The 24,891-nt window shown below is 61.8% G+C and carries 21 protein-coding genes; 14 read left to right on the top strand and 7 right to left on the bottom strand.

The annotated features are described in order from the left end of the window. Positions 1 to 8 precede the first annotated feature (8 nt). The 5 genes from rnr (at position 9) to rpmG (ending at position 4,368) form a co-directional block, all read left to right on the top strand. On the top strand, positions 9 to 2,261 hold the full coding sequence (rnr, locus tag WNZ15_RS17480; protein ID WP_342894377.1) for a ribonuclease R: 2,253 nt from the start codon (positions 9 to 11) through the stop codon (positions 2,259 to 2,261). Continuing rightward, the gene (locus WNZ15_RS17475; protein ID WP_342894276.1) at positions 2,258 to 2,731 is read left to right on the top strand and encodes a DUF983 domain-containing protein; all 474 of its coding nucleotides are present in this window, start codon (positions 2,258 to 2,260) and stop codon (positions 2,729 to 2,731) included. The genes rnr and WNZ15_RS17475 overlap by 4 nt, the downstream gene beginning before the upstream one ends. Further along, positions 2,728 to 3,474 (top strand): NUDIX hydrolase, encoded by a 747-nt coding sequence (locus tag WNZ15_RS17470; RefSeq protein WP_342894275.1) that lies wholly within the window; start codon positions 2,728 to 2,730, stop codon positions 3,472 to 3,474. Before WNZ15_RS17475 ends, WNZ15_RS17470 begins: the two co-directional genes overlap by 4 nt. Next, positions 3,398 to 4,045, top strand: a complete 648-nt coding sequence (locus tag WNZ15_RS17465; RefSeq protein ID WP_342894376.1) for an AAA family ATPase — start codon at positions 3,398 to 3,400, stop codon at positions 4,043 to 4,045. Before WNZ15_RS17470 ends, WNZ15_RS17465 begins: the two co-directional genes overlap by 77 nt. Positions 4,046 to 4,200: 155 nt before the next feature. After that, a complete protein-coding gene (gene rpmG, locus WNZ15_RS17460; RefSeq protein WP_269582543.1) occupies positions 4,201 to 4,368 on the top strand; it encodes a 50S ribosomal protein L33 in 168 nt (55 codons plus the stop codon). Between the two features lie 580 nt (positions 4,369 to 4,948). Here rpmG and WNZ15_RS17455 read toward each other — a convergent pair. Next, positions 4,949 to 5,320 (bottom strand): response regulator, encoded by a 372-nt coding sequence (locus tag WNZ15_RS17455; protein WP_342894274.1) that lies wholly within the window; start codon positions 5,318 to 5,320, stop codon positions 4,949 to 4,951. 161 nt (positions 5,321 to 5,481) lie between these two features. On the opposite strand from WNZ15_RS17455, the gene WNZ15_RS17450 reads away from it, so the two are divergent. The 3 genes from WNZ15_RS17450 to WNZ15_RS17440 are packed head-to-tail and all read left to right on the top strand — an operon-like array spanning position 5,482 to position 7,774. Continuing rightward, positions 5,482 to 5,757, top strand: coding sequence for a DUF3572 domain-containing protein (locus tag WNZ15_RS17450; RefSeq protein ID WP_342894273.1), 276 nt, complete (start codon positions 5,482 to 5,484; stop codon positions 5,755 to 5,757). Then, entirely contained in the window at positions 5,750 to 6,442 is a 693-nt protein-coding gene (locus tag WNZ15_RS17445) for a hypothetical protein (RefSeq protein ID WP_342894272.1), read from the top strand. Before WNZ15_RS17450 ends, WNZ15_RS17445 begins: the two co-directional genes overlap by 8 nt. A gap of 33 nt (positions 6,443 to 6,475) precedes the next feature. Next, positions 6,476 to 7,774 carry a DNA polymerase IV gene (locus tag WNZ15_RS17440; RefSeq protein WP_342894271.1) on the top strand — a complete coding sequence of 433 codons (1,299 nt, stop codon included), beginning with the start codon at positions 6,476 to 6,478 and terminating at the stop codon, positions 7,772 to 7,774. 43 nt (positions 7,775 to 7,817) lie between these two features. Here WNZ15_RS17440 and WNZ15_RS17435 read toward each other — a convergent pair whose 3' ends face one another. Next, positions 7,818 to 8,696: a cell envelope integrity EipB family protein gene (locus WNZ15_RS17435; RefSeq protein WP_342894270.1), complete on the bottom strand. Its 879-nt coding sequence runs from the start codon at positions 8,694 to 8,696 to the stop codon at positions 7,818 to 7,820. Positions 8,697 to 8,934: 238 nt separating this feature from the next. Between WNZ15_RS17435 and WNZ15_RS17430 the strand changes: the two genes are divergently transcribed. From WNZ15_RS17430 to WNZ15_RS17420, 3 genes are all read left to right on the top strand, one after another. Beyond that, positions 8,935 to 9,402, top strand: a complete 468-nt coding sequence (locus WNZ15_RS17430; RefSeq protein ID WP_342894269.1) for a RidA family protein — start codon at positions 8,935 to 8,937, stop codon at positions 9,400 to 9,402. A 55-nt stretch (positions 9,403 to 9,457) separates the two neighbouring features. Continuing rightward, positions 9,458 to 10,228 (top strand): glycerophosphodiester phosphodiesterase family protein, encoded by a 771-nt coding sequence (locus WNZ15_RS17425; RefSeq protein WP_342894268.1) that lies wholly within the window; start codon positions 9,458 to 9,460, stop codon positions 10,226 to 10,228. A gap of 99 nt (positions 10,229 to 10,327) precedes the next feature. Next, positions 10,328 to 11,683, top strand: coding sequence for a GNAT family N-acetyltransferase (locus WNZ15_RS17420; RefSeq protein ID WP_342894267.1), 1,356 nt, complete (start codon positions 10,328 to 10,330; stop codon positions 11,681 to 11,683). A gap of 125 nt (positions 11,684 to 11,808) precedes the next feature. Here WNZ15_RS17420 and WNZ15_RS17415 read toward each other — a convergent pair whose 3' ends face one another. Then, on the bottom strand, positions 11,809 to 12,129 hold the full coding sequence (locus tag WNZ15_RS17415; RefSeq protein ID WP_342894266.1) for an antibiotic biosynthesis monooxygenase family protein: 321 nt from the start codon (positions 12,127 to 12,129) through the stop codon (positions 11,809 to 11,811). Positions 12,130 to 12,776: 647 nt separating this feature from the next. Between WNZ15_RS17415 and WNZ15_RS17410 the strand changes: the two genes are divergently transcribed. Continuing rightward, positions 12,777 to 15,797, top strand: a complete 3,021-nt coding sequence (locus WNZ15_RS17410; RefSeq protein ID WP_342894265.1) for an Ig-like domain-containing protein — start codon at positions 12,777 to 12,779, stop codon at positions 15,795 to 15,797. Between the two features lie 125 nt (positions 15,798 to 15,922). Here WNZ15_RS17410 and WNZ15_RS17405 read toward each other — a convergent pair whose 3' ends face one another. From WNZ15_RS17405 to WNZ15_RS17390, 4 genes are all read right to left on the bottom strand, one after another. Next, the gene (locus WNZ15_RS17405; RefSeq protein WP_342894264.1) at positions 15,923 to 19,033 is read right to left on the bottom strand and encodes an efflux RND transporter permease subunit; all 3,111 of its coding nucleotides are present in this window, start codon (positions 19,031 to 19,033) and stop codon (positions 15,923 to 15,925) included. A gap of 33 nt (positions 19,034 to 19,066) precedes the next feature. Beyond that, positions 19,067 to 20,161, bottom strand: a complete 1,095-nt coding sequence (locus WNZ15_RS17400; protein WP_342894263.1) for an efflux RND transporter periplasmic adaptor subunit — start codon at positions 20,159 to 20,161, stop codon at positions 19,067 to 19,069. Between the two features lie 13 nt (positions 20,162 to 20,174). Next, a complete protein-coding gene (locus WNZ15_RS17395; protein WP_342894262.1) occupies positions 20,175 to 20,738 on the bottom strand; it encodes a TetR/AcrR family transcriptional regulator in 564 nt (187 codons plus the stop codon). A gap of 165 nt (positions 20,739 to 20,903) precedes the next feature. Next, positions 20,904 to 22,544 (bottom strand): EAL domain-containing protein, encoded by a 1,641-nt coding sequence (locus WNZ15_RS17390; protein WP_342894261.1) that lies wholly within the window; start codon positions 22,542 to 22,544, stop codon positions 20,904 to 20,906. A 157-nt stretch (positions 22,545 to 22,701) separates the two neighbouring features. Between WNZ15_RS17390 and WNZ15_RS17385 the strand changes: the two genes are divergently transcribed. Together WNZ15_RS17385 and WNZ15_RS17380 are read left to right on the top strand one after the other, a co-directional pair. Next, the gene (locus tag WNZ15_RS17385) at positions 22,702 to 23,592 is read left to right on the top strand and encodes a sugar kinase (RefSeq protein ID WP_342894260.1); all 891 of its coding nucleotides are present in this window, start codon (positions 22,702 to 22,704) and stop codon (positions 23,590 to 23,592) included. A 124-nt stretch (positions 23,593 to 23,716) separates the two neighbouring features. Next, positions 23,717 to 24,889 carry a hypothetical protein gene (locus WNZ15_RS17380; protein ID WP_342894259.1) on the top strand — a complete coding sequence of 391 codons (1,173 nt, stop codon included), beginning with the start codon at positions 23,717 to 23,719 and terminating at the stop codon, positions 24,887 to 24,889. Positions 24,890 to 24,891 lie beyond the last annotated feature (2 nt).

Here is a 24,891-nt window from a genome sequence, read left to right as displayed (position 1 = left end):
CTGGCGAGATGCCGTCGCACGAAGATATCATGGCCTTTGTCGCCGACAACCCGGGACGCGCGGGCAAACGTGAGATCGCCCGCCATTTCGGCATCGTCGGCGGCGCGCGCATACACCTGAAAAAAATGCTCAAGGACCTCTCCGACGAGGGGTTTCTGGAGAAACGCAACAAGCGCATGATCCGGCCGGGCGACCTGCCACCGGTGTTTGTCGCCAATATTGTCGCAAGGGACCGGGACGGTGAGCTGCTCGGTGTTCCCGTGGACTGGGATGAGGACGCCGGCGAACCGCCGAAAATTCTCATACTGACCGGGAAAACCAAGACAACCCAGCCGGGCCTGGGCGACAGGGCCCTGATCCGGCTGAGCGACGTGGAAGCCGGCGGCGAAGCGGAGCATGCTGCACGGGTCATCAAGGTTCTGGAAAAACGTCAGGGCGCGATCCTGGGCATTCTGAGAAGCCGTGACGGAAACCGGCCGCCCTATCTGGAACCGATTGACAGAAAGCAGCGCGAGCTGGATGTCGATGCGACAGACCTGAAGGAAGCCGAAGACGGCGACCTGGTCAGCGTCCAGGTGTCCCGATCCGGACGCTACGGACATCCGCGCGCCTCGGTCGTGGAACGCTTCGGCTCTTTGAAGTCGGAAAAGGCTGTCTCGGAAATCGCCCTGCAGTCCCATGGCATCCGGCACGTCTTCCCGGCAAGCGTCGAGGCACAGGCGGAGGCGGCGAAACCGGTCGACAAGCTCGGCAAACGCGAGGACTGGCGGCAGATCCCGCTGATCACCATCGACCCGCCGGACGCCAAGGACCACGACGACGCGGTCTACGCGGAACCGGACGAGGACCCGCAGAACGACGGCGGCTACATTGCCTATGTCGCGATTGCGGATGTGGCGCATTATGTTACCCCGGGCTCGGCGATGGACCGGGAAGCCGCCTTGCGCGGCAATTCGGTCTATTTTCCGGACCGGGTGATCCCGATGCTGCCGGAACGCATTTCCAACCAGCTGTGTTCTCTCAGGGAAAAGGAAGACAAGCCGGCGCTTGCCGTCCGGATGGTGTTCGACAAGACCGGGCGCAAGACCGGGCACACCTTCCACCGGGTGCTGATGCGTTCGGCCGCCAAACTGTCCTACATTCAGGCCCAGAAGGCGATCGACGGCACCACGGACGACAAGACGGAAACGCTTCTGGAGGGCGTCCTGAAGCCGCTCTGGGCCGCCTATGCCGTCCTCAAGAAGGGCCGTGACGCGCGCGAACCGCTCGAACTGGACCTGCCGGAACGCAAGATCAAGCTCAAGGAAGACGGCACGGTTGACAGTGTCTACGTGCCCGAACGGCTTGACGCGCACAAGCTCATCGAAGAATTCATGATCCAGGCCAACGTCGCCGCGGCCGAAACGCTGGAACGGAAGAAATCTCCCCTGCTCTACCGCGTCCACGATGCGTCGACGCCGGAAAAGCTGGAAAGCCTGAAGGATTTCCTGTCCACGATCAGCATGAAACTGCCGTCTTCCGGAGGGCTGCGGCCTTCGGTGTTCAACGGCATCCTGGCCAAGGTCAAGGACACGCCGCAGGCCAATCTCGTCAATGAAGTGGTTCTGCGCAGTCAGGCTCAGGCAGAATACGCGCCGCACAACATCGGCCATTTCGGCCTCAACCTGCGCCGCTATGCGCATTTCACCTCGCCGATCCGCCGTTACGCCGATCTCATTGTCCACCGGGGCCTGATTTCGGCCCTTGGACTTGGCAAGGACGGTCTGCCGGAAGGGATCGAAAGCCGGCTTGAAGCCATCGGGGCTGAAATATCCGCGGCCGAACGCCGCGCCATGCTGGCGGAACGCGATACGATCGACCGGCTGATTGCCCTCTGGATGAGCGAACATATCGGCGCGACGTTCCGCGGCAGGATCGCCGGAGTGGTGAAATCCGGGATGTTTGTGCGCCTGGAGGAGACCGGGGCGGACGGCTTCGTGCCCGCCTCGACCATCGGCGCCGACTATTACCGCTATGACGAAGGGTCGCACGCCCTGATAGGTGACAAAACCGGCGAGACCTACCAACTTGGTGACCAGGTGGAGGTCAGACTGGTGGAAGCCGCGCCATTCGCGGGCGCACTGACATTCGAACTGCTCAGTCCCGGACGCATTGCCGGCAAGCGTATCCGCAAGGCCGCGCCCAAGGCGCGGCGCGGGCCGCCGAAAGGCAACCGCAGCACGACCTCTCCAAAGAACAAGGGTCGAAGGAGAACCTCGTGACAATTCACTACGAAGTGCACGAACAATCGAGAGCGCCGGAAGCAGCGCCAAGGAAACTGCACCGCAAGGTCCTGCCCGCAGTTCTGCGCGGCATGTCCAACAAATGCATGCATTGCGGAGAAGGCGGCATCTTCGACGGATTTGTGAAGACCAGGCATGCCTGCGCGGTGTGCGGTGAGGAATTCCACCACCATCGCGCGGACGACGCCCCGCCCTATTTCACGATCACCATCGTCGGGCACATCATCATCCCGGCGCTGCTGGCCGTCGAGGTCATGTGGCATCCGGCCTTGTGGATCCACATGTCGATCTGGTTTCCGCTCACGCTGGCCCTCAGTCTGGGCCTGATGCGGCCCATCAAGGGCGCCCTGGTCGGTCTGCAATGGGCTCTGTACATGCATGGGTTCGATCCGGATGCGGAGGAAGATCTGCCGCCACCGGTACCGATGCCGGCCGAAAGGGTTTCATGACCGGTTCGTTTGAACAGCGGCTGGCGAAAGACGAGAAGGCCGGCGACTTCCCCTATATCCGGCCCAAGGATGCCGCGACGCTGCTCATTCTGGATCGCGGCGACGACGGAAAGGTGCGCCTGCTGATGGGGCGGCGTCATATGCGGCACACGTTCATGCCCGGCAAGTTCGTGTTTCCGGGCGGCCGGGTCGACCCGGCCGACAGCCGGATCTCGAACGTCCTGCCCTATCACCCGGACGTGCAGGCCAGACTCTTCAAGGATCTCAAGAACGCCAGAACCGGGGCGCGCGTGCGCGCTCTGGCACTGGCGGCCATCCGCGAAACCTACGAAGAGGCCGGCCTCTTCATCGGTCGGAAAACGGCCACTGCGCCGCTGCATCTGGGGACCGGCTTCGAGGCCTTCGCGGAACGCGGCATCCAGCCGGACCTCGGCGGGATGCGCATGATCGCCCGGGCGATCACGCCCCCCCAGCGTCCACGCCGCTTCGACACGCGTTTTCTGGCTGTCTGGGCCGATGCCGTCGCCGACCGGCTTCCCGGCGGCCACGGCCCCTCCGGAGAGCTTGAGGACTGCGCCTGGCTCACGCTCGAAGAGGCGCGCGGCAAGGAACTGCCGATGATCACCACAACGATACTCGCAGACCTGGAAGAGCGCCTGGAGGCGGATCCCGACCTGTCTCCGGCCACCAGCGTGCCCTATTATTTTTTCCGCAAGGGCGGCTTCGTCAAGGAACAAATCTGAGGCATCTGGGGCGCAGCTCGGACAGGCGCCAGACAAGGACGGTCCGGCCATATCCCATCTGATTTCCTTTTCCGGGCTTCCTGGCGTCGGCAAGTCGACGATCGCAACAGCGCTCTGCCGACGCCTGCCCGCAATCCTGCTGCGGGTCGACGCCGTGGAAGCAGCGCTGAAGCGGAGCATGCTGCGGCTTGATGCGCCCGAGGACGCGGGATACCAGGCGATTGCCGCGATCGCCGCCGGCAATCTTGCGCTCGGACATTCCGTCGTGGCCGATACCGTGAACCCGGTCGAGGCTTCCCGCCGGCTCTGGGCGGAAACGGCACGATCATCTGCCGCCACGCTCGTCAGTGTCGAAGTCGTCTGCACGGACGCGGATCTTCATCGCAGCCGCGTGGAAGCCCGGACCGGCGATATCGCGGGCCTGACCCTGCCAACCTGGCAACAGGTCGTGGAACGGCACTATGAACCCTGGTCGGAGCCGCGTCTGCGACTGGACAGCGCTGCATTGAGCACGCAAGAGGCCGTCGATGCGATCCTCCGTCACATCTCCGTTCTGGACACGGACGGATAGATCCTTTCAAAAAGACGCGGTGGCAACGTCAGCGCTTGACTTTCGCGCTGCGATGAGTAGGTTTCGCGCTGATTTCAGACATTGGGGCAGATTCCTCGCCAGCCATCTGGCCACACGATCCTTTTGCCCGACAACAAAGAACAGGAACCAAGGCCATGGCCAAGGCGACAACAATCAAGATCAAGCTGCTCTCCACGGCGGACACCGGTTTCTTCTATGTCACCAAGAAGAATTCCCGCACGATGACCGAGAAAATGGTCAAGAACAAATACGACCCGATTGCGAAAAAGCACGTCGAGTTCAAGGAAGCGAAGATCAAGTAAGATCCGCTTTCATCGCATTTAAAAAAAAGCCCGCCGGCGACGGCGGGTTTTTTTATGCGATACAGGTTGTTCGGCACAGGAATGCATCGCGCGCGTCGAGCGACGCGCACGCTTGTCCGGATGCCGCAAGGCTGCGGCATCCGGTCGCGATGATGGTGAAAAATAGTGGTCGGCGGGAACACGGCATTCGAGGAGGCCACTCATCGGCCGGTTCCCAGCCGACCTACCCCACGGACCCAGGAGATGCGGCGGACCTGAGCACTCCGAGGGGAAACTGTCTTGCCCGATTGACGCAGAGTCAAATTTGACTTCGTCAATGAGGCGATCCGGAAAACTCCTGATCTGCGGTCACACTACCCTATTGCAACCTGAATGCAATATTTTCTGTGAAATATGCACAGCAACAATGCAGCTTTAGTAAAATCGTAACCTTAACAGGAAATCGACACACCGAATCAGACTGAAAATCGCGGAAAATTGAGCTGCGACCGGAGAGAAGTCCGGGAAAAACTTGGGCAGACCTTCGCTCGCGCGGGATGCAGGTGTCCACAACTCCGGTCAGGACCGGCCGGCACGGCCGTCAAGCTTCGCCGAGATAGGCGCGGACGGTTTCCAGAAACTTGGCGACCGAGATCGGCTTGGAAATATAGGCTTCACAACCGCCCTGCCGAATACGTTCCTCGTCGCCCTTCATGGCGAAGGCAGTGACCGCGATCACCGGAATGGAGGCAATGTCCTCGTCTTCCTTGATCCACTTGGTCACTTCAAGGCCGGAGACTTCCGGCAACTGGATATCCATGAGGATCAGGTCGGGTTTGTGCTCACGCGCCAGGCTCAACGCCTCGATGCCGGTCCGGGTCTGCAGGGTGTTGTAGCCGTGTGCTTCGAGCAGATCATGAAACAACTTCATGTTCAGCTCGTTGTCTTCTACGATCAACACCGTTTTTGCCATTGATTTGGCCCTTCACCCGGCTCGTCGCCGTCCCCAATTAACTTGTCGCAGCGTTTTTTGTCCGCGGTAGAACCCATCCCCGGTCCGCATTAGGTTTCTTCTAACCCGGAATCGTTTCAGAAAGGCAAAAAAACACAATGAAAAATATGCAAGGAAAGTCATTGTCCGCTGAGGAAGCGGCAGGGATTGCCACGGAAGCACTTCTGCGCCTGAGCCGGGACCCGGATCAGATCGGCCGTTTCCTTGCCTTTTCGGGAATAGGACCGGAAATGATTCGACAGGCGGCGGCAGAACCGGGATTTCTTGCCGGAGTGCTTGAATTCTACATGACCGACGAGCCGCTTCTGCTTGCCCTGTGCGAGAACGCCGGCATCCGGCCTACCATGATCGCCGCCGCCCGCTATGCGCTTGCCGGCGGACTGGAAGACCATGCCTGAGCCGACACAGGTCCTTCCCGAGGTCCTGGGCCAGATCCGCGCTCTGCCCGTCTCCAGGCGGCCGCTCATCGTCTGCGATGTCGACGAGGTCGTTCTGCACCTGATCGCGCATCTGGAAGACTATCTGCACGCCAGGGACCTGATGTTCCTGAAGCACGAATACCGGCTGACCGGAAACATCGGCACACGGAATGAGCGGAGGGAACTGCCGGCGGCGGACGTCCGCCGGCACCTGCAGGTATTTTTCGACGAAATCTGCCCCCGGCAGGATCTGGTGCCGGGCGCAGATGAGGCCCTGCATGCACTCGCGCGCGACTGGGACATCGTCCTTCTGACCAACCTGCCCGGCGGACACAACAAGCCGGTCCGGGAAAAGCGACTGGCGGAGATGGGCATGACCTTTCCCGTGCTGACCAACTCCGGTCCCAAGGGCGGGGCCGTGGCAGCCCTGGCCGCCGGGCGCCCCGCGCCCGTCGTCTTCATCGACGACAGCCCGACAAACCATTCCTCCGTTCACGCGTCCCTGCCCTCCGCGATGCAGATCCAGTTCATCGCCGATGCCCGGTTCCGCGAGACCGTCGATCCGGCCGGGCACATCAGCCTCGTGACCGGCGATTGGCAGGAGACGTCGGCCTTCATCGGCGGTATTGTTCCAGGCGCCCGGCGACCGGAGCCGGCCGATTGAGCCGCCGCGCATAGATTTGTCGAAGCCAGGACCGTGACACAAGACACACCGCCAAACCGTGCCCTTTGCCGAGATTGCGGCTTCCGGCCGCCGCCAACGGGCGAGCGCTGTCCCCGGTGCGGGGGGCCGCGCCTGGTCTCCCATGCGGAGCTGGACAGCCTGTCGATCGCCCACATCGATTGCGACGCGTTTTATGCCGCCATCGAGAAACGCGACAATCCCGCACTTCAGGACGTTCCGGTCATTGTCGGTGGCGGACAGCGCGGCGTGGTGTCGACCTGCTGCTACATCGCACGGATCTACGGGGTTCGCTCCGCCATGCCCATGTTCAAGGCCCTCGAGGCCTGTCCGGAGGCCGTGGTCGTGAAGCCGGACATGGAGAAATATGTCCGCGTCGGAAAGCAGATCCGGGAGCGGATGGGTGCGCTGACCCCTCTGGTGGAGCCCCTGTCCATCGATGAGGCGTTTCTGGACCTGACGGGGACCGAACGCCTGCACCGGTCCAGCCCCGCCGAGACGCTTGCCAGGTTCCTGCGGGACCTGGAAGCCGACATCGGCATTTCCGCCTCCGTCGGTCTGGCACCCAACAAGTTCCTGGCAAAGCTGGCGTCGGACCTGGAAAAGCCACGCGGCTTTTCCGTCATCGGCGCGGCGGAGGCCCGGGAGGTTCTGGCCGCCATGCCGGTGGGCCGCATCTGGGGCGTCGGCAAGGTGTTTCAGAAAAAACTCGACGGGGACGGAATTCGCACGATCGGTCAGTTGCAGACGATGGAGGCAGCTGACCTCGCGCGCCGCTACGGGTCGATCGGCCTGCGCCTGGCGCAGCTGTCGAAGGGCGAGGACAGCCGCGACGTGAAACCGTCGCGCGGCGCCAAGAGCGTCTCCTCGGAAACGACATTCAGAACGGATATTTCCAGTTTCGAAACGCTGCGGCCGATCCTGCGCGACCTGTCTGAAAAAGTTTCGGCCAGATTGAAGAAGGCAGGGCTGTCGGGGCGCGGTGTCACGCTGAAGCTGAAGACGGCCGATTTCCGCTCCATCACCCGGGCCCGCCATCTGCAGGATCCGACCCAGCTCGCCGACAGGATCTATGCCTCGGGTGAAAGCCTGCTCGAAAACGAGGCCGACGGACGGCGCTTCCGCCTTATCGGGATTGGTGTCACCGATCTGGAATCGGCGGATCAGGCCGACCCGCAGGATCTGGTCGACCCGTCGGCGGAACGGCGCAAGAATGCCGAACTGGCGGTGGACCGCCTGAGAGACAAGTTCGGCAAGTCAGCAGTCGAACTCGGCCTCATCCATGCCGCCCGGGCCGGCAAGGACTCCAAGTGAATGGACCCAGGCCGCCCCGGAAGGTGACGTCTCTACCGGCCTGTCACGGACGGGGGCACTCCGTCTCCTCGTACAACTCGAGCGATGCCATCTGTCCCTGGATTGTGAAATCGCCGTAGTCCAGGTTCAGCCTGCCGCTGATGCCGTTCTCGAAGAGCCTGAAGGAAAGCTGGTAGACCGGCATCAATTCACCAGACGCATCGTCCTTTTCGGGATCGAAATAGGCGACCGTCACGGGCCAGTAGGCAAGACCGTCAAGCGACGCCACGCCTCCGGCGCTGTCAGCCGCAACATCGTTGCGGGCGTTCGTCCCGATCACCGTCGTTGTCGCATAGACCTTCTCGCCCGTTTCCGCGCCGTCGTAAATGTCGGCGGCGACGAAGTGAACCCCGTCATCGGCGGCCTTCATGATCGAGAGAAGATGCTCCGTCGGAAACAGCACGTCGCTGCCGATCCGGACCGACTTTTCGGACGGTTCCTTCAACTCGACGGTTATGCCTCCCTCGCCGGCACGCGCGGTCCCGCGGGTCGACTCGACCAGTTTCCGGTCGACAAAGGTCTTGGCCAGAAACTGGTAGCTCTCCGCATTGGGTTCCTCGAACGAAGTCGTTTGCAGATCGGTGATCTGGGAGCTGCCGTTCTTGTCCTGAAATTCGGTCACGAAACGGAAATTGACGCTGTAGCCCTCACAGGCATCGCCGGAAAAGTCATAGACCATGCGGCCTTTCAGCCCGGCTATGCCGGCCTGTTCCTCCGCGTCCGCCAGTTTCATGTCGTAGACGGCTCTGTGCGGGACCAGCTTGTGGCCTGCCGCCCCCCCTGCATTCGCCGCAAGCGCGTGTGTTCCCGGCGCCAGCGCGGCAAGTGCGATCAGGATGATCGTGCCGGCAGCCAGAGGCACCGTATTCGGAACGATTTGCATGAAAAACCCTCTTCTTCATCCTGACGGTCCACGCCAGGGAACCGGCCCACACATTATCCGGCAAAAGGTGCACGGCGCCACAGGGAATGCGCATCCCAGTACATAATCAGATCCAGCCGGTCTCACAACAGGCTTGCGCCATCTGGTCTGAAGGGCTCGAGGCGCTCGATTTTTACCTTGTCAGCCTCGCCGAATTGCGCCAAGACACGGGGAAAGTTACGAGATCCGGAGAAGGCCAATGACCAGTTCCATCGAAGCGCGACTGAAAGAACTGGGGATTACGCTGCCCGAAGCGGCCGCACCGGCCGCGAACTACGTTCCTTTCGTCCAGTCCGGCAATCAGCTGTTCATATCGGGCCAGTTGCCGATGGCCGACGGCGCGATCCAGGTGACGGGAAAACTGGGGGATGACCTCGGCGTGGAAGACGGCAAACGGGCTGCGAAACTGTGTGCCGTCAACCTGCTCGCCCAGGCGAAGGCCGCCACCCGGGATCTGGACAGGATTGTCCGCCTGGTGAAAATCGTCGGCTTCGTCAATTCCACCGGCGCTTTCGCCGATCAGCCCCAGGTGATCAACGGCGCTTCGGATTTCCTCGTCGATGCCATGGGCGACAAGGGCCGGCACGCCCGGTCCGCCGTCAGCGCCGCCTCGCTGCCGTTCGGTGCCGCCGTCGAAATCGAAGCCATCTTCGAGATTGCGCCCTGATCTCCCTGCGCGGCGCCTTTCCCGAGGGGCCGCCCTCGCGACCAGAACATCTGTCATGACCCCTGATCTTGAAGCCGTTTTTGCCCGCCCGATCGCCCATCGCGGCTATCACAACACCGACGACGGTGTTATCGAAAACACCCCCTCCGCAATCCAGCAGGCGGTCGACAGGAATTTCTCCATCGAAGTCGACGTCCAGGAGACGGCGGATGGCGAAGCGCTGGTGTTCCACGACTACACGCTGGACCGGCTCACCGAAAGCAGCGGCAGGGTCATCGAACGGCAGGCTTGCGATCTGCTCGGCACGCACATGAAAACCGGAACCGACAGGCTCTGGCTGCTCAGGGACCTGTTCGACCTCGTCGATGGCAAGGTTCCGCTCGTCATCGAGATCAAGTCGCTCCTGCGGCGCGATGCGCAGGGCGCCTTTGTCCGGCACGTCGCCGATCAGGTCGCGGACTACAAGGGCCCGGCCTGTATCAAGTCCTTCGATCCGGACATGCTGTCGATCGCCAGGGCCCACCGGCCCCACGTGCTGCGCGGCATTGTCGCCGACGGCGCCGAACCCGGGCCCGAGTACGCCCGTTTCAGCCGCGTGGACCGGTTCATCCTGCGTCACATCCTGCATGCGCCGCGCACCCGGCCGCATTTCATCTCCTACGGCGTCCGGGACCTGCCCCGGGCCGGGCCCGGTTTTCTGCGCTCCGTCTTCAAGGTGCCGCTGATGTGCTGGACGGTGCGCACGCGCGAGCAGCGGGAAACGGCGCGGCGTCATGCGGACCAGATCGTGTTCGAGGGGTTCGACCCCGACCGGGTGCCGCTCTGAAGACCGGCCTGTCGGGTAGAATTCCGATCCGGGCTCTTGCACCGCAACAAAGCCGCGCTACATCTTTGCAATGGTTTCAATCTGTGGTTTTTCCAAGGCATGAGCTCATCCCGATCCGAGGACGACACGACCCCACCCGGCATCCCTGAGGCCCCTGAGACGTCGAAAGCTCCAGAGACCCGGGAGCCTTCCGAGGCTGTCACCCTGCGGATCTTGTCGGCGCTCGGGGACGTCCCCTCGGCGGCCTGGGACAATGTGGCCAATCCGGGCTGGATCCTGTCGGGCCGGGGCGCCCTTCACAGGTCCTCGGACTGTCACCTGGAACAGGAGTTGAGCCAGGCACTTGGCGCCGATTTCGACACGGAGGGGGCGGATGCGGACTTCAATCCGTTCCTGTCGCACGCTTTTCTGGAGGCCCTCGAGGCAGCCGGATGCGCTTGCGCCGAAACCGGCTGGTTGCCGCGGCACATGGTCCTTGAAGACACCTCGGGAGAGATCCTCGGTGCCGTACCGGCCTACCTGAAAAGCCATTCCCAGGGTGAATATGTGTTCGATCACGGCTGGGCCGACGCCTTTCACCGGGCGGGCGGCGACTATTACCCGAAGCTGCAGATATCGGTGCCGTTCACACCGGCGACGGGACGTCGGTTCCTGACCGGCCCCGGCATCAACCGCGAGGCCGGGTTGCAGGCGCTTGCCGCCGGCCTGGTTCAGGTCTGCCAGCGCACCGGCGCCTCCTCCGTCCATGCGACCTTCCTGACGAAACCGGAATGGGACACGCTGGGCGAACTGGGGTATCTGCAGCGCACCGACCAGCAATTCCACTGGGAAAACCAGGGCTATGAAAGTTTCGAGGATTTTCTGGCGGATCTGGCCTCGCGCAAGCGCAAGGCCATCCGCAAGGAGCGCAGGGAAGCACTCAGCGCCGACGGCATCGAGGTCGAATGGGTCACCGGCGCCGACCTTACCGAGGCGCATTGGGATGCATTTTACACGTTCTACGTGGACACAGGCAGCCGCAAATGGGGCCGCCCCTACCTGAACCGGAAGTTTTTCTCGCTGATCAACGAGCGGCTGGCGGAGCGCACGCTGCTCGTGCTGGCAAAACGTCATGGCCGTTATATTGCCGGCGCCCTCAACTTCATCGGCTCACAGACCCTGTTCGGGCGCAACTGGGGCTGCACCGAACATCACCCGTTTCTGCATTTCGAGCTCTGCTACTATCAGGCGATCGATTTCGCCATCGCCCATGGCCTCAAACGTGTCGAGGCGGGCGCGCAAGGAGCGCACAAGCTCGCGCGCGGCTACCTTCCCGCGACCACCTACTCCGCCCACTGGATCGCCCACGAGGGTCTGCACGACGCGGTCGCCGATTTCCTGGAACATGAGCGGCGCGCGGTGGAACGCGAAAACGCGGCACTTGCGGATCATGCGCCGTTTCGGAAAGGCGATTGAGACACGCCGCCTCTGCCCCGCCCGCTGTCAGTTCGTCAGGCGTTCCGTCGAACACGGATCGGGCGCGCGGCCGGTCCTGAACCGGTCACCGGGGTCCCGCCGATGCCGCCATCCGGTCCGATGACCTATTCGAAACTCTCGGCGACATCGTACATGACCGGCTCGAAGCTCTTGCAGAGCGCACTGATGCTGCGGTTGCGGTCCCGCATTTCCGGCGTGCGCAGCATGGCAAGAAAGTCCTCGCGCCGCCGCCACTGTGAATAATTGGCAATGCGCGTCTGCGCGTCATTGACATGCAGCCCCGCGCCGATGAAGCCGGGCTGATGGCGGATGAAATTTTCGTAGGCGTCCTTCAACTCGTCCAGAAGATCGTAGCAGGTGCCGGGGGTCATCTCGAAGGTGGTGATGACGGTCTGGCAATCGCGATCGCTCGAAATCTCGGGCATGGCTCTCCTCCCTTGCCGGTCCCCCGGAGGCTGGCACGTTTCGGAGGGAGCGGCAACATTGGCGGGATCACGGATTACGACACCGACCGATATGTCTTGCCATGCCGAAGATGGCCGCCACTCGTTGTCAGTCTCAATGAGATCTGCGTTACACGGATACCGGACTGGCACTCCAGGCTGCTGCCGACGCGCCCCTGACCGGATCGCAGTTGTCTTATTGCCGCCAGTGCCTCAGGCCTGATTTGCCTGATTTGACTGGCCTGGCAATGGCCGCCTAATTCTCGCCCCTGATACTTCTACGGAAGTTTTTTCACTCTTCGCTATCGTTATCACGATCCATCAGAAAAATTGCGCGAACAGCCCGCCAGAGATATAAGTTCACAATAATAATCCGACATATTTTTTCAAGACAGCTCATCTTTTCTTGTATTAAATTTTTTTCATGATCACCAATTAGAAATTTACTACACATCCTCCCGTTACTATTAAGAACAATTTTCCTTTTTTCGATGATAGCAATTATTTGAAGCCAGTTATTTTTTCCACAAATATTTCAGGTTGCAGATACTGACTATCCAAGCTCTGATCTCTCACACTTTTATTGATACGTCTTGCTTTCTCTATAAGACGCAATTGGAGATAGATCCTTGTCAAACACTGCCCCTAATTCCCAGCCCGTTTCAGGCGACACCACTGAAGACGCAGGCATTCTCTTGTTGGCCGTCTTCTCCGACGCGGACGTTTCCGACAGCCACACCTTCAGCATCGACACGACCGGCACCCTTGGAACCGTCACGAACAACAACGACGGCTCCTTCTCCTACGATCCGAACGGCCAGTTCGAACACCTGGCTGCCGGAGAAACCGCGACCGATGCCTTCTCCTACACCGTCGATGACGGAAACGGCGGCGCCGCGACCGAAACCGTCACCGTCACGATAACAGGCCAGAACGACGCTCCGGTCGCCCTGGCCGTGACGGCTGTTGCCCAGGAAGACGGGCCTTTCATCACAGTCACCGCCGACTTCTCCGATCTGGACGCTTCCGACAGCCACACCTTCAGCATCGACACGACCGGCACCCTTGGAACCGTCACGAACAACAACGACGGCTCCTTCTCCTACGATCCGAACGGCCAGTTCGAACACCTGGCTGCCGGAGAAACCGCGACCGATGCCTTCTCCTACACCGTCGATGACGGAAACGGCGGCACCGCGACTGAAACCGTCACCGTCACGATAACAGGCCAGAACGACGCTCCGGTCGCCCTGGCCGTGACGGCTGTTGCCCAGGAAGACGGGCCTTTCATCACAGTCACCGCCGACTTCTCCGATCTGGACGCTTCCGACAGCCACACCTTCAGCATCGACACGACCGGCACTCTCGGTACTGTCACGAACAACAACGACGGCTCCTTTTCCTACGATCCGAACGGCCAGTTCGAACACCTGGCTGCCGGAGAAACCGCGACGGATACCTTCTCCTACACCGTCGATGACGGAAACGGCGGCGCCGCGACCGAAACCGTCACCGTCACCGTCACGATAACAGGCCAGAACGACGCTCCGGTCGCCCTGGCCGTGGCCGCCTCTGCGGCGGAAGACGGTCCTTTCATCACCGTCACCGCCGACTTCTCCGATCTGGACGCTTCCGACAGCCACACCTTCAGCATCGACACGACCGGCACCCTTGGAACCGTCACGAACAACAACGACGGCACATTCGCCTACGATCCGAACGGCCAGTTCGAACACCTGGCTGCCGGAGAAACCGCGACCGATGCCTTTTCCTACACCGTCGATGACGGAAACGGCGGCACTGCGACCGAAACCGTCACCGTCACGATAACAGGCCAGAACGACGCCCCGGTCGCCCTGGCCGTGACGGCTGTTGCCCAGGAAGACGGTCCTTTCATCACCGTCACCGCCGACTTCTCCGATCTGGACGCTTCCGACGGCCACACCTTCAGCATCGACACGACCGGCACTCTCGGTACCGTCACGAACAACAACGACGGCACATTCGCCTACGATCCGAACGGCCAGTTCGAACACCTGGCTGCCGGAGAAACCGCGACCGATACCTTCTCCTACACCGTCGATGACGGACACGGTGGCACCGCGACCGAGACGGTGACGGTCACTGTCGAAGGACAAGTCGAACCAACGAAGCTGATTTCTTCCGATGGCATCACAAACGATTTTTTTGGCTCGTATGTCGCCATGAACGATCTGGGCGTTGTGGTCGCCGGCGCATGGGGAGACGACGATCACGGCTCGTCATCCGGAAGTGTTTACGTCTATGTGCCCAATTCCGCAGGTGGCTACACCCAGACCAAACTGTCACCGGGAGAACTGGAGGCCGCTGACTGGTTTGCCTACAATGTTGCAGTCAGCAACACCGGGATCATCGCAGCCGCCGCGCCGCGCGACGACGACGAAGCCGTCGATGCCGGGGCTGTCTATGTGTTCACGCCGGACGGAAACGGTGGGTACTCCGAGGCAAAGCTCACAATCACCAACGGAACCCTGGATGACAGAAGCGGGGTCGGCGTCTCGGTCAATGACAGCGGGGTCGTTGCTGTCAGCAGAATGAACAAGGGCGTGTATGTATTCACACCCGATGGCTCCGGCGACTACACGGAACATCTGCTTCTCCCTTCCGACGGCAGTGGAAGCAGTCAGTTCGGATACTCCGTCAGTATCAACAATGCAGGCGCCGTTTACGCAGGAGCCTACCTGAAAGACGGATCCGGAACTGCTTACATCTACACGCCCGATGGCACTGGCGGCTACACGGAGACGAAGATCAGCCCCTCCGATGGACTGGCGGGCGACAACTTTGGCTTCAGCGGCATGGTGAACGCCTCCGGCACCCTCGTGGTCGGAGCCTATGGCCAGGATGGAGCCGGGGCTGAAGCGGGCGCCATCTATATCTATGAGCCCGACGGCTCCGGCGGCTATCTCGAAACAAAGATCGTCGCGTCCGACGCGGCCGACAATGACTTTTTCGGGTTCCGTGTCGCCATCAACGACAGTGGCGTCGTCGTTGCCGGTGCTCGCGACGACTACAACGGCGGACTGAAGACCGGGTCGGCTTACGTATATGTGCCAGATGGGTCCGGCGGCTACACGGAATTCAAGCTGACCGCACCCGACATGGCAGCAGGAGACAGGTTCGGGAACTCGGTCGATGTCAACTCGGACGGTGTTGTCACGGTCGGTGCGACATATGGCGATGGCAACGTGACCAATACCGGGGCCGTCTACACTTTCGTCCCGGACGAATACGGCAACTATGCCGGACCGGACGGAACCGTCTATGCGCCGACAGGCGCCGCAGCTCTGAAACTCACAGGTACCGACACAAACGACATTTTGAACAGTTCTGCCGGTGACGATCTGCTTACAGGTGGTGCCGGCGACGACACGTTTGTCTTTGCGGCCGGCGAAACCGGCAACGATTCCATTACCGATTTCGCGGCCGGCTTGGGATCTGAAGACGTCGTTCAGTTCGAGACCACGGTCTTTGCCGACTTCGCAAGCCTGCTTGCGGCAGCCGCTGATGACGGGACGCACACCGTGATCACGATTGACGCGAACACGTCGATCGAGCTGCAGAATGTCCTTGTTGCAGACCTGCATCAGGACGACTTCAGCTTCGTCTGACGGGAACCGGGAGAGAGCCGCCCGCCCTCTCCCGTTTGACGATCTCGATCCCGCCTGCCCACCCTGTCCGTTGTCTTCGCACCGGACTTGGGGGCAGGTTTCCTCAAGGGGCCGGGTCCTGATTGTCAGGTCGGCGCCGTTTCCAGAGGCGTCGACATGGTGTCGTCCTCGCCCTTTGCGCTGTTTTTCTTCGGTGGGCGAACCCGGAAGAACAGCGCGTAGAGGACGGGTGCCGCGATCAGGGTCAGCACCGTGGCAAAAGCCAGGCCACCCATGATCGTTACCGCCATGCCGCGGAAGAAGGCGTCCGACAGGAGCGGCGCCATGCCGAGGATGGTGGTGACCGCCGCCAGCATGACGGGACGCATACGCGACACGCTCGCCTCGACAATGGCGGCGTATTTTTCCCTGCCCTCGTCGATGAGCAGATCGATCTCTTCCAGAAGCACGATCGCGTTCTTGATCAGCATGCCCGACAGCGACAGGAAGCCGAGCAGCGACATGAAGCCGAAAGGCGTGTCCGTCACCAGCAGCGCGATGGCCACGCCGTTGATCGACATGGGCACCATCAGCCAGATGATCAGGGGCTGGCGGACCGACCCGAACAGCAGGATCGAGATGATCAGCATCACCAGGAAGCCGAGCGGCAACTGGGCTCCGAGCGATGCCTGGGCATCATTGGTGCTCTCGTATTCCCCACCCCACTCCAGCGCGTATCCCGCCGGCAGGGCAATGGCCTCGATCTGGGGCCGAACCCGCGCCAGGGCGGCGGAGGCGGTTTCGCCTGCGGTGGTCTCCGCCTTGACCGTCAGGGTGCGTACACGGTCACGCCGGTGGATCAGCGTATCCTGCGGCTCCATGACAAATTCCTCGACCACCTGGTCGATCGGAACGTAGCGGCGCTGGCTGCTGGTCCACAGGAGAGAGTCGGACACGCTTTCATTGACGGAAAGCCCGTTCTGGTTGGCCTTGCGGGCAATGATCGGGATGCCCTCGTCGACATCCCTGTAGGACCCCACGCGGATGCCCTCGGTCGCGAACTGCAGGGCAACGGACAGTTCCTCGCGGGTGACGCCGGACACGCGGGCCCGGTCCTCGTCGAAGATCGGCCGCACGACCAGTTCCCGCTGGCGCCAGTTCGTGCTGACGTCGGCCAGCCTGTTGTCCGGCAGCGCAAACAGCGCCTCGGCCTCGCTGCTCAGGCGCTTGAGCACGTTTGCGTCAGGTCCGGAGAACCGGGCCTCGATCTTTGCGCCCGAGCCCGGTCCGAACACGAGCCGCTTGGTGATCACCTGCGCCGACGGGAAGCGGTCGGCAAAGGCGCGCCGCAGGTCGAGCGCCAACGTGTCGATGACGTCTCGGTTCGCGGTTCGGATAATCATGTGGCCGTAGGACGGATTTGCGTCCTCGGGCGCGTAGGTGAGCATGAACCGCGACGCGCCGCCCCCGGCGAAACTCGTGACGTCCTCCACCCGGTCATCACCGAGAACGACCTGCTCCATCGCCTTCAGATCAGCCTCCGTCGCGCGGATGTCGGTTCCCTGGGGCGCCCAGTAGTGAACATAGAAGATCGGTGTGTTGCTGTCGGGGAAGAAGGCCTGCTTGACGTTGCCGAAGGCCATGACGCAGGCAATCGTGATGCCGATGAGGGCGGCCACACTCAAAAGGCGGACGTGCAGGGCCCCGACCAGAAGGCCGCGATAGATCCTGTAGAGAATGCCCTTGTAGGGATCATGGCCGTCCAGGTTGCCGGTCGCCGTCTTGAAAAAATACTTTCCGAACAGCGGCGTCACCGTGACGGCGAAGACCCAGGACAACAGCAGCGAAATCCCGATCACCGCGAACAGGGAAAACAGGAACTCGCCGGTGGCATCCGGCGACAGGCCGATGCCGGAAAAGGCCATGATGCCGATCACGGTTGCTCCCAGCAGCGGCCACATGGTCTGCGCCACCACCTTGCTGGCGGCGGCGATGGCCTTCTGGCCGCGCTGCATGTTGATCATCATGCCTTCGGCGACAACGATGGCGTTGTCCACAAGCATGCCCATGGCGATGATCAGCGCGCCGAGCGAAATCCGCTCCATCTCGATGGAGAAGATGCGCATGAACAGAACCGTCGCCATCACGGTCAGAAGCAGAACCGTGCCGACCACGATCGACGCGCGCCAGCCCATGAACAGCGCCAGCACCGCGATCACGATGACCACGGACGCCGCGAGGTTGAGAATGAAGCCGTTGACGCTTTCATCAACCACGACGTTCTGCTCGTAGATCGGATGGATCTGCATTCCCACCGGGAGCTGCGCCTCGACCTCCGCGAGCTTGTCGATCACGAGCCCGCCGACCTCGACGATATTGGTGCCGATCACCTGCGAGACCCCGATGGTGACCGCGTCGTGGCCATCGTGGCGAATGAGCCGGCTCGGCTTTTCCGGCTCTCCCAGTTCCAGCGAGGCAATGTCGGAGAGCCGGATCATCGCGGTCGACCCCGGGCGCCCGATGACCAGATCCTGGATGCCGCGAAAATCGTCAAAGGCGGATGCGGTCATGAGCCGGATCCGTTTTTTCCCGGAAATGGCGGACCCGTTGGTCTGGATGCGGTTTTCCGCGTCCAGCACGCCAATGATATCGGTGAAGGAAATCCCGAGGCCGGCCATCTTGTCCTGGTCGACATTCAGGTAGATGACGTCCTCCGGCTCACCCGAAATCTCGACCTTGCCCACTCCGGGCACCGTCAGCAGCTCCCGGCGGATGCGCTTGACCGTCTCGCGGATATCCCGATTGGTATAACCATCGGCCGTGAAGGCGTAGAACAGACCGTAGACATCGCCGAAATCGTCGTAGACCAGAGGCGTGCCCGCTCCCGTCGGCAGATTGCGGACCTCGTCATTGACCTTGCGGCGCAGTTCGTCCCAAACCTGAGGCAGTTCCGAGCCGTCATAGGTGGGTTTGATCTCCACGCTGATGCGCGAAAGTCCCGGTTCGGACACGGAGGTGATCAGATCCAGTTGCGGCATCTGCTGGATCGCCGTTTCCAGGTTCTCCGTCACCTCGTTTTCAACTTCCGCCGCGGTCGCGCCCGGATAGCTGGTGATCACCTGGGCCTGCTTGATGGTGAAGGACGGATCCTCGAGCCTGCCGACAGTCGACAGACCCCACAGGCCGCCCAGCAGCGACATGAGGACGATCATCCAGGTGTTGACCGGCTTCTTGATGGAATAGCGTGCGATATCCAAGGCTTCTGATCCTCTTGTGGTCCCGGGCAGGGATCAGTTCAAACGGCGGACGATCTGGCCGTCGCTCAGATAGGCGACGCCGGCCGAAACGATCTCGTCACCGGAGGCAACGCCGGAGCTGACAGGAATGTAGTCACCCATCACGGTGCCTATCTCCACCGGCTCCCTGGAGACGGCCCCGGTCGCGCCGTCGAACTTCCAGACGTAGGCCTTGCCGTCACCGTCCACCGCCACGGCGCCGAACGGCACCAGGAACTGTTCGCCCAGTTCAAGCCCCTCCGGCAGCACCTTCACGATGACCGAAGCGGACATGCCCGGAAACAGCTTGTCAGCGCCTTTGCGGGGCATGGCCAGGGTGATGCGGTATGTCTGGGTGATTTCGTCCACCTGGCTGGAGTGCTCGCGGTATTGCAGCGGAAACAGTTTTTCGCCATAGGCCGGGAATTTCGCCTCCATCGAGACGACCTCCTCCTCCGTGACCCGGCCGAACAAGGCTTCGGCGACGTTGATATCGACATGCACTTCAGAGACGTCGTGCATCTTCACGACCGGCGAGCCGACGCTGACCGTGGTGAAATTGTCGACCAGGCGCACGGACACAATGCCGTCGAACGGGGCCTTCAACGACGTGTATTCCAGGTTCTGCCTGGCTTCCTTCAGTTCCTCGAGCGCGAGATCGTAGGTGTTCCTCTTTTCGTCATAGGAGGACTGGGAAATCACGGACCGGTCGCGCAGGGTCTCCAGCCTGTCGAGTTCGCGCTTGGCCTGTTCGAGCCGGAACGTCGCTTCGCGGACAGCGCGGTCGTAGTCGGTGGTGTCCAGTGCCGCGATCAGATCGCCCTGCTTGACCACCTGGCTTTCCAGAACCGGCAGCTTTATCAGTTTTCCGGGAACCTGAAACGACAGGTCCACGGTCTGGACGGCCGCCACGCGGCCGACGAAGCGCCGCTCAAGCAGACCGACCTGGTCCGTCACCGTGAAGATCTTGGCCGGCCGGGGCGCGGCATGCAGCTCCGCCTCAGCCTGCGCGACGGGATCCACCGCCTCGTCCTGACAGGCCGCCAGCAATCCGGCGGCCAGCAACAAACAGGCCCAACGCCCTATCGGGGCTCTACCAAGTGCCAACATCTGGTTTTCCGTTCTAGTTCCTGAAATCTTTCAAACGCATGCGGAGTTCTTCAAACACGGCCGCGCGTTCGTCATCGGTGAAGATCGTAACGCAGTGGGCTTCCGAGAAATGAAGTCCCTCCAGGCTCGCCCAGATGGCCCAGGCCCTGGCCCTGCGATCGGTTTCCGCCTCGATCGCAGCCTTGAGCCGTTCCTTCACGAGCCTGAAGGGTTCGCTGAGCTCGGGCCGGTCCACCTTTGTAGCCAGTATCGCCCGGGCGATATCCCGGTTCTCCATCAACCAGCCTTCGGTCACGTCGATCATCGCAGCGAGCGTCGGACAGTGCGAGGACAGGTTCCGGGCGCGCGCTGCGGCCACTTCCGCCTCGAACTGGCCGGCGAGAAACTCGACCATGCCGGTGATGAGCGCATCCTTGGTCGGAAAATTGTAGAGAACACCGCCCTTGGAAAAACTGGCTTCGACCGCGACGGCGTCGATGGTCAGGCTCGGAGCCCCCGAGCGCCGGATGAGTTCCAGGGCGGCTTTCAGGATTTCCGATTTCGAATCTTGCGAAGATCGCGCAGGTCGCATTGCCATGTCACTTTACCGTCCGGTCAGTACAGTTGCGGCTACATATACCGTCCAGTCGGTACAGACAAGACGGAATCGAAAAAATCGCCACCGAAGCCCAGGGGGTCGGCAGCGCTTGCGTCTCCGGATCTCGAGAATTGTGCGTCGTGCGTCTGGAAGCGATCAGCCGGCTCAGGCCGCGTTTGCACCCGCGGCTTCGTTCGCGGCCTGCTCCGCGGCGGCGGCTTCGGCGGCCAGCCGGGCGCGTTCATTCGCCTCCTGTTCGGCCTTGTCGGCGAACGCGATGAATTCCGACGCGGGCATCGGGGCGGCGAAATAATACCCCTGCGCCGCGGTGACGCCGAGTTCCAGAAGCCGCTCGATCTGCTCTTCCAGTTCGACACCTTCGGCAATGATGCCCATGCCGAGATTGTCGGCCAGTTCGACCATGGAATCCACGATCGTGGTGGAATTGTCATCCGAGCCGATCGTGTCGATGAACATCTTGTCGATCTTGATGATGTCGACACCGAGTTTTTGCAGATAGGCCATGCCGCCGTGGCCGGTACCGACATCGTCCAGGGCAACTCGGACCCCGAGGGCCTGAAGCTCGGCGATGATCTTGCGGGCCAGCTCCATGTCCTCGAGCGGATGGCGTTCGGTCACCTCGACCACGATCTGCTGATAGGAAATGCGCGACTCCTCGAACACACCCTTGATATCCGAAATGATTTCCCGGTCGAGGAAATGGCCTGCGAACAGGTTGATCGACAGTTTCAGATCCGGGTTGTCGCCGTAGAGGTCGCCGATTTCCTCCGCAGACACCCGCATCATGTGCCGGGTCATGTCGAAGATATGGCCGTTGTTCTCCGCATAGGCCATGAACTGGCCCGGCGACACGATTGTGCCGTTCGGGCGCCGCCAGCGCATCAGGATCTCACAGCCCCGCAGGCGCCCGTTCTCGATATCCATGACCGGCTGATAAAAGGGAATGAACTCGCCGTTGCGAATCGCTGCGGCGAACTCGTCGTCCGCCTCCCGTTCGGGGCGCCACGACAGCCAGACCCCGATGGCGACAAACAGAACCGCAATGCCCGCACAGGCCGCGGCGGCCAGGACCTTGAGATCCTGCACCAGATGCACGGCCGCCGAGACCGGTGCGGTGATGGTCGCCACGAGAGGATAGAGTTCGGAAGCGACCTCGACGGTTACCCTGTCGGACGGATCGGTCGCTTCGGAATTGTATCCTCCGACCGTGTACCACAGCAGATTGTCGCCAAGGCGCAGTTCCGCCCGGCGGTAGGACCGCAGATACTCCGGCCCGGGATCAATGGCGATCACGGCGGGCGTGACTTCCGCGAAAACACGGGTCTGATCCTTCAGGTCCCAACTGATAACGGCCGCGCGCGCGCCAAGGTAGGACCTGTCCAGCATGCCGATGCCGACAAGAGGTCCGTTTTCACGCGACGGCGGCAGAACGAATTTTCCGGCCAGATCGCGGTCCGGGATGATGCACATGCGCTGACCCGAGGCATCCGCCAGGCCGATCGCATCGATCATGCCGTGTTCGACGATCTGCTTCTCGTAAATGACCCTGTCCTGTGCGCTGCAGGTTTGAACCCCGTCCCTGTCGAGACGCTGCAACAGGGACACGGTGGTGCTGATGGCTTCTTCCGCACGGTGGATGGCCACGCTGCCCATGGCTTCCATCTCGGTGACGGCACGGCGCTCCGCGTACTGGTTGAGCACGATGTTGATCGCGAACAAGGGCGTCGTCGCCAGCACCAGGGCGATCATCACCGTTTTAGCGAAACCGATGTAGCGGAAAGACAAGTCGCGCGCCTGTGTATGTGCAAAGACTTTCCGAGAATGGCTGATCTGGGTAAACAAGGACTGAATATCCAGGTGTTTCATCGAGATCAAAGCCTGGCATCGCAGCCCCGTGCTTAGCTTGCGCTCAGTCGGAGAAACCGGTTCTGGGGAGGTTCACATGCAGGCATTGTTTATCGGACAAGCCTATATCGACGTTACATTTCTGACCGATCGGCTGCCGACGGGCGACGAGAAGACGATCGCCGAGGACTACGCCATCAGTTTCGGCGGCAACGCGGTTACCGCCGCGTTCTGCTGTGCCAAGCTCGGCGGCAAGCCCGAACTGCTGTGCTCCCAGGCCGACGACTGGCTGGCCCGCATGTTCCTGGACATGGCCGCCGCCTACGGGATTTCCATCCACGGCCGCAAGGTGCACGAAAGTTCGCTGTCCTTCATCATGCCCATGGGCGGCAAGCGCGCGATCGTGCGCTGCCGGGACAACGACTTCCTGCACCCCTTCCCGCCGCTGACCTTGACCGGCATGAAAGCCCTGCATGTTGACGGCCACATGCCGGATGCAGCGCTTCACTATGCCGCCACCTGCAAGAACCTCGGCATTCTGACATCCCTGGACGGCGGCGCCGTGCGCGAGAACACCGACAGGCTGCTCGATCACATCGACATCGCCGTGGTGTCGGAACGCTTTTGCCAGCAACTGGGCAAATCCACCGGCGAGACCTTGAGTTACCTGCGGTCCAAGAACTGCCCTGTCGGGGCGGTCACGCTCGGCGAACACGGCATGGTCTGGTATGAGGCCGGCGGCCCGGACAAGGTGCTGCCCGCATTGTCCGTGCCGATGAGCAAGGTCGTCGACTCAAACGGTGCCGGCGATGTCTTCCACGGCGCCTATATCGCTTCATACCTTCACTGGCCGGAAAACAGCTGGGACCGGCATTTCCATTTCGCACGCGGTGCCTCGTCCCACGCCATTCAGCACCTGGGCAACGAGGCTAGCCTGCCGTCGATGACAGATGTCGAGCAGGCCAACAGCACCTTTGCGGAAAAATAGAGGCTTGAATTCAAGTTCGTTTCCGTCCCGGCAGGCGATGCGGCGGCGGTACGGTCTTTCACCTTGCCACGTCCGGGATCTTGACGCAGAGTGTGGCCGCCTTTTCACGGTGGAGTTTTTGATCATGTTTGTCCGTGCCCCCCGGATCGCCGCCTGCCTGACCGCTGCGGTCAGCCTTATAGCCCTGCAGGGCGCACCTGCCCTCGCCTTCGACCCCTCCGGAAACGAAGTCGCCGACACGTTTCTGACCTTGCTCGACTCGGAGGAAGGCACCGTCGAAAGCTACGGCGCCGTCGACACGAGCGGTGACACGATCACCATCAGCGACATCGTGATCACCAACGAAAGCCATGAGGACTCAAGGGTCACGATTGCCTCGACCGTGCTGACGGACGGTGCCGTCCAGAACAACGGCCGGCTCAAGCTCTCCAGTCTCGCACTTCAGGACCTTGAGCTGGAAGCGGACGACGGCGGCATGTCCCTTGCCAGTCTTTCAGTGACCGGGCTTCTCCTGCCTTCCGCCGAAGAGATGGCCTCCGACACGCCGCCTGTGGGCCCGGGCTACAGTACCTTCGAAGCCAGCACCATTCATATCCGCGACGAAGACGGCAAGGTGGCCGACATCGCGCAGATCTCCTCTTCTATCGACAGCATGGACGGCGACCTTCCGACCAGCGGCCGGTTCGCGGTGACCGGTGCCGTGATCGATGTCACGCAACTGGAGGCCGAGGAAACCAAGCCACTCAGGGACCTTGGCTACGAGACCCTGTCGCTCGACCTGTCCGGGTCCGCAACCTGGGACCCGGAAGCGGCGACACTGGACGTTCCCGATCTCAGGATCGACGCCAAGGAAGCCGCAAGCCTGTCCCTGTCCCTCCTGCTCGGTGATGTCACCCGGGACGTGGTCGCCCAGCTCAACAACAATACGGACAAGCCGGAAGAGGCGATGGCCCTGTTGCAGAACGTGACTGTCGCCAAGGCCACGATCCGTCTGGAAGACTCCTCCCTGACAGGGCGAATTCTCGATCACGAAGCCGGCAAGGCCGGTGTGGAAAGGCCCCAGTTCGTGGCGGGCCTGACCGGTGCCCTGCCGCTGATGCTCGGCATTCTGCAGAACGAGGATCTGCAGCGACAGGTGGCAAGCGCCGTAACGCAATTCCTGACCGCGCCGGGTTCCCTGGAACTGACAGCCGCCCCCGCCGGCCCCGTGCCCCTGTCGCAGGTCATGGGCACCGCCATGCTGGCACCGCAGATGATCCCGCAGATCCTCTCGGTGGGCATAGCCGCCAACCAGTGAGC

Origin of the sequence: Roseibium sp. AS2 (assembly GCF_038900065.1) — a bacterium.
Lineage (GTDB): Bacteria > Pseudomonadota > Alphaproteobacteria > Rhizobiales > Stappiaceae > Roseibium.
Note: the sequence above shows the minus strand (reverse complement) of the source record. Positions and strands in the feature narration are given on the sequence as shown.

Bases quoted from the DNA above. Each gene is read 5' to 3' on its own strand.
- WNZ15_RS17380 (WP_342894259.1), top strand. From the start codon at position 23,717: ATGTTTGTCCGTGCCCCCCGGATCGCCGCCTGCCTGACCGCTGCGGTC.
- WNZ15_RS17470 (WP_342894275.1), top strand. From the start codon at position 2,728: ATGACCGGTTCGTTTGAACAGCGGCTGGCGAAAGACGAGAAGGCCGGC.
- WNZ15_RS17395 (WP_342894262.1), bottom strand. From the start codon at position 20,738: ATGGCAATGCGACCTGCGCGATCTTCGCAAGATTCGAAATCGGAAATC.
- WNZ15_RS17455 (WP_342894274.1), bottom strand. From the start codon at position 5,320: ATGGCAAAAACGGTGTTGATCGTAGAAGACAACGAGCTGAACATGAAG.
- WNZ15_RS17435 (WP_342894270.1), bottom strand. From the start codon at position 8,696: ATGCAAATCGTTCCGAATACGGTGCCTCTGGCTGCCGGCACGATCATC.
- WNZ15_RS17415 (WP_342894266.1), bottom strand. From the start codon at position 12,129: ATGCCCGAGATTTCGAGCGATCGCGATTGCCAGACCGTCATCACCACC.
- WNZ15_RS17400 (WP_342894263.1), bottom strand. From the start codon at position 20,161: ATGTTGGCACTTGGTAGAGCCCCGATAGGGCGTTGGGCCTGTTTGTTG.
- WNZ15_RS17425 (WP_342894268.1), top strand. From the start codon at position 9,458: ATGACCCCTGATCTTGAAGCCGTTTTTGCCCGCCCGATCGCCCATCGC.
- WNZ15_RS17430 (WP_342894269.1), top strand. From the start codon at position 8,935: ATGACCAGTTCCATCGAAGCGCGACTGAAAGAACTGGGGATTACGCTG.
- WNZ15_RS17385 (WP_342894260.1), top strand. From the start codon at position 22,702: ATGCAGGCATTGTTTATCGGACAAGCCTATATCGACGTTACATTTCTG.
- rnr (WP_342894377.1), top strand. From the start codon at position 9: ATGCCGTCGCACGAAGATATCATGGCCTTTGTCGCCGACAACCCGGGA.
- rpmG (WP_269582543.1), top strand. From the start codon at position 4,201: ATGGCCAAGGCGACAACAATCAAGATCAAGCTGCTCTCCACGGCGGAC.
- WNZ15_RS17420 (WP_342894267.1), top strand. From the start codon at position 10,328: ATGAGCTCATCCCGATCCGAGGACGACACGACCCCACCCGGCATCCCT.
- WNZ15_RS17445 (WP_342894272.1), top strand. From the start codon at position 5,750: ATGCCTGAGCCGACACAGGTCCTTCCCGAGGTCCTGGGCCAGATCCGC.